Source organism: Maribacter sp. HS (genome assembly GCF_048059195.1).
GTDB lineage: Bacteria > Bacteroidota > Bacteroidia > Flavobacteriales > Flavobacteriaceae > Maribacter > Maribacter dokdonensis.
Map to the genome: position 1 here is coordinate 60,396 of NZ_JAYLVV010000010.1, position 11,955 is coordinate 72,350.

General features: G+C 34.2%; 14 protein-coding genes. 9 read left to right on the top strand and 5 right to left on the bottom strand.

The features are described 5' to 3' along the window. Positions 1-651, top strand: a complete 651-nt coding sequence (locus tag VBZ51_RS17880) for a hypothetical protein (RefSeq protein WP_058105739.1) — start codon at positions 1-3, stop codon at positions 649-651. On the opposite strand, the gene VBZ51_RS17885 is transcribed toward VBZ51_RS17880, so the two are convergent. After that, positions 648-1,457, bottom strand: coding sequence for a lysophospholipid acyltransferase family protein (locus VBZ51_RS17885; protein ID WP_058105738.1), 810 nt, complete (start codon positions 1,455-1,457; stop codon positions 648-650). The genes VBZ51_RS17880 and VBZ51_RS17885 overlap by 4 nt on opposite strands. 26 nt (positions 1,458-1,483) lie before the next feature. Next, positions 1,484-2,125, bottom strand: coding sequence for an NUDIX hydrolase (locus tag VBZ51_RS17890; RefSeq protein WP_091602547.1), 642 nt, complete (start codon positions 2,123-2,125; stop codon positions 1,484-1,486). Between VBZ51_RS17890 and VBZ51_RS17895 the strand changes: the two genes are divergently transcribed. Further along, positions 2,124-2,843: a peptidylprolyl isomerase gene (locus VBZ51_RS17895; protein ID WP_416577820.1), complete on the top strand. Its 720-nt coding sequence runs from the start codon at positions 2,124-2,126 to the stop codon at positions 2,841-2,843. The two genes, VBZ51_RS17890 and VBZ51_RS17895, sit on opposite strands and share 2 nt — an antisense overlap. A gap of 24 nt (positions 2,844-2,867) precedes the next feature. Here VBZ51_RS17895 and VBZ51_RS17900 read toward each other — a convergent pair whose 3' ends face one another. Then, positions 2,868-3,479, bottom strand: a complete 612-nt coding sequence (locus tag VBZ51_RS17900) for a trimeric intracellular cation channel family protein (protein WP_099192548.1) — start codon at positions 3,477-3,479, stop codon at positions 2,868-2,870. A gap of 3 nt (positions 3,480-3,482) precedes the next feature. Next, positions 3,483-4,208, bottom strand: coding sequence for an RDD family protein (locus VBZ51_RS17905; RefSeq protein ID WP_416577821.1), 726 nt, complete (start codon positions 4,206-4,208; stop codon positions 3,483-3,485). Positions 4,209-4,241: 33 nt separating this feature from the next. Between VBZ51_RS17905 and VBZ51_RS17910 the strand changes: the two genes are divergently transcribed. From VBZ51_RS17910 to VBZ51_RS17935, 6 genes are read left to right on the top strand one after another with little or no spacing between them, the layout of a single operon-like run. Further along, positions 4,242-5,222, top strand: a complete 981-nt coding sequence (locus VBZ51_RS17910) for a stage II sporulation protein M (RefSeq protein WP_416577822.1) — start codon at positions 4,242-4,244, stop codon at positions 5,220-5,222. After that, the gene (locus tag VBZ51_RS17915) at positions 5,191-6,129 is read left to right on the top strand and encodes a hypothetical protein (protein ID WP_416577823.1); all 939 of its coding nucleotides are present in this window, start codon (positions 5,191-5,193) and stop codon (positions 6,127-6,129) included. The genes VBZ51_RS17910 and VBZ51_RS17915 overlap by 32 nt, the downstream gene beginning before the upstream one ends. A 1-nt stretch (position 6,130) precedes the next feature. Continuing rightward, positions 6,131-6,850, top strand: a complete 720-nt coding sequence (locus tag VBZ51_RS17920) for a DUF4129 domain-containing protein (protein ID WP_416577824.1) — start codon at positions 6,131-6,133, stop codon at positions 6,848-6,850. Between the two features lie 4 nt (positions 6,851-6,854). Next, positions 6,855-8,075: a DUF4350 domain-containing protein gene (locus VBZ51_RS17925; RefSeq protein ID WP_416577825.1), complete on the top strand. Its 1,221-nt coding sequence runs from the start codon at positions 6,855-6,857 to the stop codon at positions 8,073-8,075. Next, positions 8,065-9,063, top strand: a complete 999-nt coding sequence (locus tag VBZ51_RS17930; RefSeq protein ID WP_071339996.1) for an AAA family ATPase — start codon at positions 8,065-8,067, stop codon at positions 9,061-9,063. Before VBZ51_RS17925 ends, VBZ51_RS17930 begins: the two co-directional genes overlap by 11 nt. A 6-nt stretch (positions 9,064-9,069) precedes the next feature. Then, positions 9,070-10,404, top strand: a complete 1,335-nt coding sequence (locus VBZ51_RS17935) for a DUF58 domain-containing protein (RefSeq protein WP_416577826.1) — start codon at positions 9,070-9,072, stop codon at positions 10,402-10,404. A 1-nt stretch (position 10,405) separates the two neighbouring features. Here VBZ51_RS17935 and VBZ51_RS17940 read toward each other — a convergent pair whose 3' ends face one another. Further along, positions 10,406-10,819, bottom strand: a complete 414-nt coding sequence (locus VBZ51_RS17940) for a hypothetical protein (protein ID WP_416577827.1) — start codon at positions 10,817-10,819, stop codon at positions 10,406-10,408. Positions 10,820-11,058: 239 nt separating this feature from the next. Between VBZ51_RS17940 and VBZ51_RS17945 the strand changes: the two genes are divergently transcribed. Further along, complete coding sequence (locus VBZ51_RS17945; RefSeq protein ID WP_416577828.1) at positions 11,059-11,769, top strand: pirin family protein; 711 nt, start codon at positions 11,059-11,061, stop codon at positions 11,767-11,769. Positions 11,770-11,955 lie beyond the last annotated feature (186 nt).

Sequence of the window (11,955 nt, forward strand, 5' to 3'; positions counted from 1 at the left end):
ATGACGGACGAACTGGAATTATTAAAGAAAGATTGGCAAAAAAAGGAATTCGATGTTCCAAAATTAAGCTATGACGAGATTCATAAAATGATATGGAAGAAATCTTCCTCAATTGTTAGGTGGATCCTTATCATCAGTATATTGGAATTTACCGTACCGCACCTTTTATATCTTTTACCATCTATGCGTGATGGAATGGAGCTATATGAAAACATAGGTGTCTCAAAATACCTTGTAGTACTCTCTGGCTTTACTTATATCATAGCCTTTTATTTTATTTTTCAGTTCTATAAAAGATTTAAGGAAATTTCGGTTTTGGACAACTCCAAAAGTCTAATGAAGAAAATCATAAAGACTAGAAAAACCGTTAAGCATTACGTTATTTTTTCATTATCCATGATAATGATGACCATAATCATAATGATTATAGGTGTTTACCTAAATGATAATATGGTCAATGCCTTCCCAGAATTAAAAGATAGCCTTGCAAACATATCACCCGAAAAATTAAAAATTACCATAATGATGTCCATAGGTATTTTTGGAGTAATTCTAACCTTGGTCATGGGTGGCATTTATTTCTTATTATACGGACTGCTACTTAGAAAACTAAAGCAGAACTACAGTGAACTTAGAAACCTTACTATTTAAGAAGGGGGATTCCATTTACGCTGTTTGTTCTCTTCCTCAATAGCCAAAAGATCGGCTTTTGATATCACTTTTAAAAATGATGGGTGCTGCTCAATAGCGTACTCCAATTTTTCTATTATAGATTCGGTAGATTCATTTTCGTAATCAATATCCAATGGCTCTTTAATAACCATAGATTGAAGTATTCCTTTCTTTTTAACACGAAGTCCTTTTTTATCAAAAGAACGTCTAAAACCATCAATAACCACTGGCACAACCACTGGTTTATATTTTTTGATAATGTGTGCCGTACCTTTTCTTAAAGGCTTCCAAGGGGTAGTTGTACCTTGTGGAAAAGTAATTACCCAACCATCGTTCAATGCCTTGCCTATACTAGAAATATCGCTCATTTTCACTTGGCGCTTAACATCTTTGCCTTCTGAACGCCAAGTACGCTCTACACTTACCGATCCCGCATAGGCCATTATCTTGGTCAAAAGACTTTTCCTCATGGTTTCTGCAGCGGCCACATAATACATATTCAATTTTGGTTGCCATATATATCCCAAGTTCTTAATGGAATCTTCACGACCGCTTAAACTGGCATTAAAAACATGAAACATAGCCACAACATCTGCAAAGTATGTTTGATGGTTACTTACGAACAACACATTTTTATCCGGTAAATTTCTAATAATATCAGACCCTTCAATTTCCAACGTATTAAAGCGCTTATACCGCTGATGCGATAGCACGGCCAAAATGCGTATTAGCCATTTTTTAATGAATAAATTATGCCCAAAAGGGTTTTTATCAAATAATCCCATAGAATGCTAAAATAATTAAATATGCCTTACAACACCTGCTTTAGTAACTCTTTAATCTCATTCATCATCATTGCCGTTGCCCCCCATACAATATAACCGTTTAATTTAAAGGCTGGTACTTCAATATCCACAGCGTAAGATGTGGTCATTTTTTTTGAAACTACCAATGTATCATCTAAAAAATCCGATACAGGAACTTCTAAAATTAACTCAACCTCCGCATCTTGTTTTACAAATGGTTTTGGATTTCGATATAGCCCAATATAAGGCTGAACCATAAAATTACTGGGAGGTATAAAGATTTCTGAAATTTCTTTGATCACCGTAATGTCTTTTGGTGCCACCCCTACTTCTTCATACGTTTCCCTAAGCGCAGTGGTCAATAGACCATCATCAGATTTTTCTTCTTTGCCCCCAGGAAAAGCAACTTGGTTAGAATGTACCCCTTTATAAGTTTTACGTAAAATCAAAAGCAAGTTTGTTCCCATATTATTTGTAGGGTAAAACAATGCCATTACCCCTGCCCTTCTAGGGTTTTTCTGAGAAATATTAATACGTTGTAATTCTTCTAATCGGCTTTCTGGAGCCATTTTGTATTGCGAAGCTTCTCCCGGTAGCGGTAGATCCTTTATTTTTGATATCTGTTGTTCAAAAAAATTAAAATTCATGCGTTTACCAAAATTCTATTCTTTACTACTCTTAGTATTTTTTGCAATGGCCAGTTGCAAAGATACCCCTAAGAAAGTTGATAGTACTACTACCGTAGCCAAGACAACGATAGACTCTACTAAAATTACTGAAAATGAAGCTGAAAAAGAACAAGAAAAAGATGCTTTTGAACTTACCGAAGAGAATGCCATTGATTACTTTTTCAACTATGAAAAAACCCTAAAAGAAAACAAGGTCAGAATTACCACAAAATTTGGCAGTTTTACCGTAGAATTATTTGATAACGTACCCTACCACCGGGCCAATTTTATATACCTCACCAAAAAAGGATATTTTAACGATACCCAGTTTCATAGAGTGGTAAAGAATTTTATTATTCAAGGTGGAAACTCTGATGACAAAAAGACAGCAGAAAAACGATCTAAAATTGGTCGTTATCTTTTGCCGCCAGACACCAGAAAAGGACATAAGCATCACAGGGGCACTATTTCCATGCCAAGTAGTGAAATGGACAATCCACATAAACTAGCATCACCATTTGAATTTTTCATTGTTGTTACAGACCCTGGCTCATATCACTTAGATGATAACTATACTCCTTTCGGAAGGGTCATTGATGGCATGCATGTGGTTGATAAAATAAATAACGTACCTGTAGAAAAAGGAGATTGGCCTATGAGAAATGTTTATATTCAAAAAGCTGAAGTAATAGAATAAGCAACTATAGCCAACCAATCAGAATTAAGCTTGATTTCTATAAATATTGGGCAGGGAAATTTTGAAGCGAACTGCTAATACCCGCATAATTATTATAGTAAGGATAGCCAAAGAATAAGCAATGGTATCTTTTATAGGAAACTGTATCAATACGAAATACACCAACCCACCTAATATACAAACGGTGGCATAAATTTCCTTTCTAAATATTACAGGAATCTCATTACACAATATATCTCTTATAACGCCACCAAAACAGGCGGTAATGGTTCCTAAAGCAATACACATTACCGGTAAAAGATCTGCCGCCAAACCTTTTTCTATACCTACCATGGTATACAAACCAATGCCAATGGTGTCAAACAAAAAAAGTGATTTTCTTACGTATTTTAATTGCTTCACAAAAATGATTGCCAGCAATACGGTTACTACAATAATCAATAAATGAATTGGGGCATTAAGCCAGCCAACGGGTTTAATACCTATAAGTAGATCTCGTAAGGTGCCTCCCCCAACAGCTGTAACAAATGCAATGATCAAAACCCCAAATACATCTAACCTTTTATCCATAGCAACCAACACCCCAGATATTGCAAAAGCAATGGTTCCTAAAATATCGATAATGAAATAAAACATGGGCTAGATCTTTTGCGTAAAGTAATTATAGTCTTTTAGAACGGTATCCAAGTACGCAATATCGTACAATTCCGAATTGGTCTGCAAGATACTTTCAACTTTCTCTCTAAGCGCTTTTAACGTCTTAAAATCATTACTTTTTTTAGCTATCCCAAATGTTTCTTTAATAAGTCTAACATCCTTATCGGCCAACATAGTAACATTCATGATTTGAGGCACATAAGCATCTTCCACCTCTTCTAAAATGGTATGGGAAACCTTTGTCCTATTCTTTGTACTAATGACCACCGTACCTGCCGCGGCATCACCTAAACGCTGTTTTTTATCGGAGAATAAAATAGTGAGCAAACCTATAGACCCAAGAAAAATCCAAATATCAACCAAACGTAACATCCATCTAATTAAATAATTACTCCAATGAACGGGTGAACCATCTACCTTTACCACTCTCATTTTCATAATCATTTTACCAACGGTTCTACCATTAAAGGTAATATGCATTAAAAGTGTATAAAACATTGCCGGTAAAGAAATTAAAGCAACTAAACCTCTCTGCGTCCATCCATCTGAATATATATAACCTATAGCATCGCCAATTAAATTCACCAAGATAAAATAGAGGTAAAGTATAAATGCATCTATAAAAAATGCTACAATTCTTTCACCAATACTAACAATAGTATAATTAAGGTTAACATTTTGCGTTGTATTGATTTGAAGGTTATTCATTTAATCTTAAATTTAACAAGGTAAATATAGTTTATGCGCGAAGCTGCTTTTATAAAGCAAAATAAGGAAAAATGGATAGCTTTTGAAAAAGCTATTAACCTAGGTGCTTCTACCGACCCAGATGAACTTGCCAATGGCTATATTCAACTGACCAATGATTTGGCATACGCGCAAACGTATTACGCAGAAAGTAAGACTTTATTGTATTTAAACGAACTTGCTTCTCTTGCCCACCAGAAAATCTATAAGAACAAAAAGGAAAGTAAAAATCGAATTCTCAGTTTTTGGATTACAGAATTCCCTCTTTTTTTTAGACAGTACCATAACACCTTGGGCATAGCCTTTTTAATTTTTATTATCGCATCTGCCATTGGCTCTTTATCCGCTATTAACGATGCTACCTTTGTAAGGTTGATTTTAGGTGATGCCTATGTTAATGAAACACTTAACAACATAGCTAACGGTGATCCAGCAGCAATCTATAAAGGCGGTAGTGAAATTGGTTCTTTTTTGGGAATTACCATTAACAATATTAGAGTTGCCTTTTTAGCATTTGCCTTTGGGGTAATCACAAGTATAGGCACCGCATATATATTATTTTCAAATGGTGTAATGCTCGGGGCATTCATTACTTTTTTTTATACCAAAGGAGTTTTCTTTGAGGCCAATAAACAAATTTGGCTTCACGGTACCATAGAAATATCGGTTATTATTATTGCCGGCTGTGCAGGTCTAATAATGGGCAACAGCATACTTTTTCCGAAAACGTACGCTAGGCGCGTCTCTTTTATGAAGGGTGCCAAAGATGGGCTTAAAGTTGTAGTCAGCACCATACCGTTTTTTATAATTGCCGGATTTATTGAAGGATTTATAACAAGGTATACCAATATGCCCAATTGGTTGGCATTCATAATTATTGGAGCATCATTATTCCTAATCATTTTTTATTACATAGCATATCCTATTTTACTAAATACCAAACATGAAAGACAATTACATACCGCTAAAGGTTAATCGTGAATTCGGCGGTATTATCTCCGCTTATTTTGATTTTTTTAAACAGAACATAAAAAGCTTTACCAATGTTTTCTTAAGCTACAATGGTGTATTCTTAATAGGACTTTTAATTACCAGTTACCTATTGGTTTCTGGTTTTATAGGAATGATAGCACACGAATCTGGGCAAAGTCCGTTTTCCGATAATTTAGCTGCTGAAGAAGAGTATTATGTTTATTTAGGTATAGGAGGATTTTTATTCTTTATTATTTTTCTGGGAGTAGCTTTTCTAAATTATTCGCTTTCTACCAGTTATATGATAAAATATGAGGAAACCAAAGATTCTAACGTAGACAAAAAAGAAGTTTGGCAATATGCCAAAAGCCAATTTGGAAATATTTTGCTTTTTGTCCTATTGCTTATACCTATTTACCTTGTCTATTTTATAGTGGCCATAATTTTAGCCATTATACCCCTACTAGGCTTTTTTGCCCAGTATATTGTTCAGTTCTTTTTAACAGCCTGGATCGGTGTTTCTTTTTTTGATATGCTTCAAAATAAAAAAAGCGTTACCGATGCCTTGGGCGAAGGTTGGAAACTTGTAACCAGTAGTTTTTGGAAATCTATAGGAGTGAACTTTATTTTAGGTTTATTATTAGGTTTACTATTAATGATCGCTTTGACCATACCCGGTATTATAATAGGGGTGTATACTTTTCATGTTGTAGAGAACGATGTAGATTATACAAATTCCATTGTTTCAACAATTGTTTACACTTTAGGGTTATCCATTTTCCTGATTATTGCGGTATACGGACAATGTCTTTCCCAGTTTATCAATGGCATATTATATTATGCATTACATGAAAAGACTTATAATGAAAATACAAGGGCAAGAATTGAACAAATAGGACAAAACGATTAATTTGAGACTACCATTCATTTATATTTTCTTTTTGTTGATGACCTTTTTCTCATTTGCTCAAGATAAAACAGATAGTATTGTTAAAACCGATACTTCATCAGTTTTAACATTGAGAAATTTTGAAGATGACCTGACAAAGAAATATTTAGGTGATGAATTCAATTATACCTTTAAAACCGGCGAATCTCAAAATTTATTTGCCCGATTTTTAAATTGGGTTGGGCAAGGGCTATTCGATGTGTTTGGCATTACCCTATCTCCAGAAGTATTACAACTTTTAGAATATCTCATTTATATCTTATTAGGAATTCTCGCCATTTACCTGCTCGTAAAATTCCTGATCAATGAAAATTTCAGCGCAATCTTTCAAAAAAAGGCTAAAACGATCAACGATATTAACCTTACCGAAGAACACATTGAAGGTGTTGATATCGGCAACTTATTGAATGAGGCCCTTGCAAACAAGGACTACAGATTAGCGGTACGTTACCAGTTTCTATTATCACTGCAAAAACTGTCTAAAAAAGATATTATAGATTGGCATTTTGATAAAACCAATACAGATTACGTTAACGAGATCCAACAACCACAGTTAAAACGAGGTTTTAAAAGAATAGCCTATCTATACGATTATATATGGTACGGAGAACAAGATATAGATAACGATAGATACACCGTATCTGTCTTAGATTTTGAAGCAATCAACAAACTAATTCAATAGTAACTTGGGAAAACGTTCTAAAATAATACTTGGTCTTTTGGTTGCGGTGCTTATTGGTATCATTGTAACAGAAATAGTACGCCCAAGACCGATCAATTGGAGCCCGTCTTACACATTGGCATCTAAAATTCCGTTCGGTTGCTACGTGCTTTATAATGAGTTAGCATCTATTTTTCCACATAACGATATTGAAACTGTAGAAGAAAACATTTATGATGTACTAGTAGATCGAGATACCTCAACTGCCGCCAATTACATTTTGATCAATGATTTTATTTATTTGGACGAACAGGAAACAAACCAACTACTAAAATTTGTAGACGAAGGCAATCAGGTATTCATAGCTACGAGCAACCTTACCGGTAAATTGGCAGACACATTGAATATCACCATTGAACAACGTTATGATATAAAAGAAGATTCCACTAAAGCATCATTTACCAATACACATTTTAATGAAGAGGCTTTCTATTTTGAAAGAGGTGTCAACCCTGCATATTTAACCAGTATTGATACCGCCAAAACAGAAATTTTAGGTCATATTCACGTGAAAAGTTCCACATTGTTAAATAACACCCCCAATGAAATAAAAATAAGTCCCAACTTCATAAAAACTTCATTTGGCAAAGGAAATTTTATTATCAACACCTTGCCTATTGCTTATACCAACTATTATATGTTAAGTGATAAAATTGGTTACAGTAGTCAAAGTTTCGCTTATTTGAATGACAATACCCTAATATGGGACGATTACAAGAAATCTGGGCGTAAAGTAATTACCTCTCCAATGAGGTTCGTTTTAAATCAATCTGCTTTAAAATGGAGTTACTACCTAACAATTACTGGTTTATTGCTATTTGTTATTTTCAAGGCAAAAAGAGAGCAACGAATAATACCAATTATAAAACCATTAGAAAATTCTTCTGTAGAATTTGCTAAAACAGTGGGGTCATTATACCATCAAAAGAAAGACTACACCAACTTGAACCATAAAAAAATCACCTATTTTTTAACTCATATTAGAAATAGGTTCTATGTAAACACTACGGTTCTTGATGAAAAACTAATAGCCCAATTAAGTGCTAAGACAGGAAAATCGATAGAAGAAACCAAAGACCTCATCGAGTTCATTCTTAGTCTTAAAAACAAACCTATACATTCTGAACAAGACGCTATAGTACTTGCCAAGAAAATAAATACATTTAAACAATCTTATGGAAGATAACACACAAGACGAACAGCAGGTAGAATTTAATTCTCGAATAGATCTTACCAAACTTCAAGATTCTGTAACTAAAGTAAAAGCCGAATTAGGAAAGGTTATTATCGGTCAACAAGAAATGATCGAACTTTTGATCGTTTCAATTTTAGCCAACGGTCATTCACTTATAGAAGGGGTTCCAGGTGTTGCCAAAACTGTAACCGCAAAACTACTTGCAAAAACTATGAACGTAGATTTTAGCAGAATACAGTTTACGCCAGATTTAATGCCTAGCGATATTCTTGGAACATCTATTTTCAATGTTAAAACATCTGAATTCGAATTTAAAAAGGGTCCTATTTTTTCAAATATTATATTGATCGACGAAATAAACAGAGCTCCGGCAAAAACACAGGCTGCACTTTTTGAAGCTATGGCAGAAAGACAAATAACCATAGATGGTAATGAATTTGACATGCAACCTCCGTTTTTGGTTTTTGCTACCCAAAACCCTGTAGAGCAAGAAGGCACCTACAGATTACCCGAAGCCCAATTAGACCGTTTTCTTTTTAAAATCAATGTGCACTACCCAACTTTAGAAGAAGAAGTACAGATTTTAGAAAATAAACACCATCAAAAAAACAATAATGTAGAATCGCTTATAGATGCTATTCTTTCGGCTGAACAAATTGCCGCTTACCAAAAGGTCATCAAAGATATTGTCGTGGAAGATAATCTTCTAAAATATATTGCAGCAATCGTTAATAATACCAGAACAAACGCCAACCTTTATTTAGGCGCATCTCCAAGGGCATCTATTGCCATTTTAGACGCTTCTAAAGCCGTTGCCGCCATTAACGGAAGAGATTTTATTACACCAGATGATATAAAGAAAGTAGTAAGCCCTATACTATGCCATAGAATTATTCTGACTCCAGAACGTGAAATGGAGGGTTATACAGCTGAGAAAATGATCAAGGATTTAATTCAAACCATAGAAATCCCAAGATAAACTTCAGTGAAAAAGATTTTCAAAAATATATTTATTCAAAAAAGGTTCTTCTTGGTGCTATCAGGAGTTATCCTATGTTTTCTACTATCTTATATTTTTGAAAACATTGCATATATTCCAAAGCTTCTATTTTACCTTTTTTTAGCTTTACTTATTACCGATGCCATTTTACTTTTTCTGTCAAAAGGGCAAATTACAGCGCATAGAATTGTTACCGACAAACTTTCTAATGGTGATGAAAATACGATTAAGATAGAAGTCACCAACAAGTATTTGTTTTCTGCTCAAATAACCATTATAGATGAACTTCCGTTTCAATTTCAAAAGCGAGATTTTAATTTTAACAGCCTATTAAAACCGGGAGAGCAGAAACTATACTCCTATACTGTAAGACCCGTAGAAATGGGTCTTTATAGTTTTGGAAATTTAAATATATTCGCCATTTCACCCATTGGCCTTTTAGCTAAAAAATATACGTTTGACCAAGATAAAGAAGTACCTGTTTACCCTTCTTTTTTACAACTTCGCAAGTATGACCTTATGGCATTCAGCAACAGATTACTTGAATTTGGCATTAAAAAAATTAGACGAATCGGTCATACGATGGAGTTTGAACAGATCAAAGATTACATACAAGGTGATGATATAAGAAATATAAATTGGAAAGCCACTGCCAAAAGAGGGCAACTAATGGTCAACCAATTTCAAGATGAAAAGTCACAGCCGATTTATTCTGTAATTGATAAAGGCAGGGTCATGAAAATGCCTTTTAATTCACTCAGCTTACTGGATTACGCCATAAACGCTACCTTGGTCATCAGCAGCATTGCCCTCAAAAAAAATGACAAAGCAGGTATTTTCTCTTTTAGCAATAAAATAGAAAACAGAGTTGTTGCAGAACGCAGAAGTTCACAAATGAACTTAATATTAGAAACACTTTACAACCTCAAGACCAACTTTGTTGAAAGTGATTTCAGTAGGTTATATATTGATGTCAAAAGAAATTTACCACAAAGGAGTCTATTATTACTGTATACCAATTTTGAAACCCTTGATGCCCTGCATCGCCAACTTCCTTACTTGCAAGCCATTGCCAAACAACATTTACTGGTCGTTATTTTCTTTGAAAACTCAGAACTTGTATCGTATGCAAAATGTAAACCCAACAATACACTAGAAGTTTTTGAACAGGTAATTGCAGAGAAATTTATTTATGAAAAACAACTAGTGGTCAATGAACTAAAAAAGTATGGCATACAGACCATACTGACAAAGCCCGAAGACCTTACCATAAACACCATCAATAAATATTTAGAGATAAAAGCAAAAGGGTTATTATAAATCAATTCAGTAAATAGGCTGCCTGTACCTCTGAGAATATATCACCAGTGCCAGTTTCAACGAACTTTGGGAGTTGAACTTTATTACTATCAAAATGAGCTACGAGACAGCCACAGCTTTTACCCCCACCACTTCTTCTTCTACTATTATCAGTCAATATATCAATCGCCATCCCTGCAAGGACACCGCCTAAAGTAGTATACAAAACATCTTTAGTTTCCCATTCATACCCTTTAGACTGATCATAAATTGCTTCTTTCGCAAGACCAGCGGCTAAACTACTACCTACTGCTCCTGCCCATTTCCAACCACGTTGTCCGTCTGATATTTTATGTGCTGCATATCCTCCTGCTGCACCTATGACCACACCTGCTCCTATATGTTTAGCTGCATCGCTTGGATCTTGAGCATTCACATAAACACCAAAAATAAAAGCAAAAAATAGTATATTAAATTTCATATTAGGGGAAAAAGGAATTTTTATTTTATAACGTACTTAAGCAAATTAAATTATGCTGTAAATTAATAGAATCAATAATTCCACAGTATGAATCAAAATCTAACACCATAGACTCAGCACTGCATTTTATTATATATTCTAAGGTAAAGTTATGCCATAATTCTCGACTAAAATCATGATAAAAAATATAAAAAATGAAAACAATTTTTCACAAATCGGACACTAGAGGTCATGCCGATCACGGTTGGCTAAACTCTTATCATAGTTTTAGTTTCGGCAATTATTATAACCCAGAACGAATGAATTTTGGAACCTTAAGAGTTTTAAATGACGATACGGTTGCAGCGGGGCGTGGTTTTGGGGCACACCCCCATAAAAACATGGAAATTATTTCTATACCATTAGAAGGTAACCTTCAACATATGGATGATATGGGCAATAGTACAATTATCAAAGCAGGAGATATTCAAGTAATGAGTGCCGGTAATGGAGTTACCCACAGTGAGTATAACCAAAGTTCAGTTGATGAGGTCAAGTTTTTGCAAATATGGGTTATTCCTAATCAACGAAATATAACTCCAAGATATGATCAAATTTCAACCTTAGAAATTGCAACTAAAAACAGTTTATATCAAATATTATCTCCTAACGAAGACGATCAAGGAGTTTGGATCCAACAAAAAGCATGGTTCTATTTGGGAAAATATGACACCGGGGCTACAGACAATTACACAATTCATTTGGATGGAAACGGAGTATATATTTTTGTTATCAAAGGTGAAGTCGAAATTGAAAACCAAAAGATGAACTCCCGAGACGGTTTAGGTATTTGGGATACAAATTCCCTGAATATAACTGCAAATAGCGAAACTGAAATATTGCTAATGGAAATACCAATGCAATAAATTTAAAAAGCCATTTTAAAGCAAAAAATATGGTGCTTATTAATTATTACTTGATTATATTTAAGTAGAAATTATATTGTTTACAACTTCCCCTGTTTGAGTTATGTTTCTATTTCATTATTAACGAATATATGTATAACAATTACTTTTAATTTGATACCGGTCAAACATTAACGCTCTTGTTTA

What these genes read in the sequence shown, in the direction of transcription:
- VBZ51_RS17880 (WP_058105739.1), top strand. Translation starts at nt 1, where the DNA reads ATGACGGACGAACTGGAATTATTAAAGAAAGATTGGCAAAAAAAGGAA.
- VBZ51_RS17885 (WP_058105738.1), bottom strand. Translation starts at nt 1,457, where the DNA reads ATGGGATTATTTGATAAAAACCCTTTTGGGCATAATTTATTCATTAAA.
- VBZ51_RS17895 (WP_416577820.1), top strand. Translation starts at nt 2,124, where the DNA reads ATGCGTTTACCAAAATTCTATTCTTTACTACTCTTAGTATTTTTTGCA.
- VBZ51_RS17890 (WP_091602547.1), bottom strand. Translation starts at nt 2,125, where the DNA reads ATGAATTTTAATTTTTTTGAACAACAGATATCAAAAATAAAGGATCTA.
- VBZ51_RS17900 (WP_099192548.1), bottom strand. Translation starts at nt 3,479, where the DNA reads ATGTTTTATTTCATTATCGATATTTTAGGAACCATTGCTTTTGCAATA.
- VBZ51_RS17905 (WP_416577821.1), bottom strand. Translation starts at nt 4,208, where the DNA reads ATGAATAACCTTCAAATCAATACAACGCAAAATGTTAACCTTAATTAT.
- VBZ51_RS17910 (WP_416577822.1), top strand. Translation starts at nt 4,242, where the DNA reads ATGCGCGAAGCTGCTTTTATAAAGCAAAATAAGGAAAAATGGATAGCT.
- VBZ51_RS17915 (WP_416577823.1), top strand. Translation starts at nt 5,191, where the DNA reads ATGAAAGACAATTACATACCGCTAAAGGTTAATCGTGAATTCGGCGGT.
- VBZ51_RS17930 (WP_071339996.1), top strand. Translation starts at nt 8,065, where the DNA reads ATGGAAGATAACACACAAGACGAACAGCAGGTAGAATTTAATTCTCGA.
- VBZ51_RS17945 (WP_416577828.1), top strand. Translation starts at nt 11,059, where the DNA reads ATGAAAACAATTTTTCACAAATCGGACACTAGAGGTCATGCCGATCAC.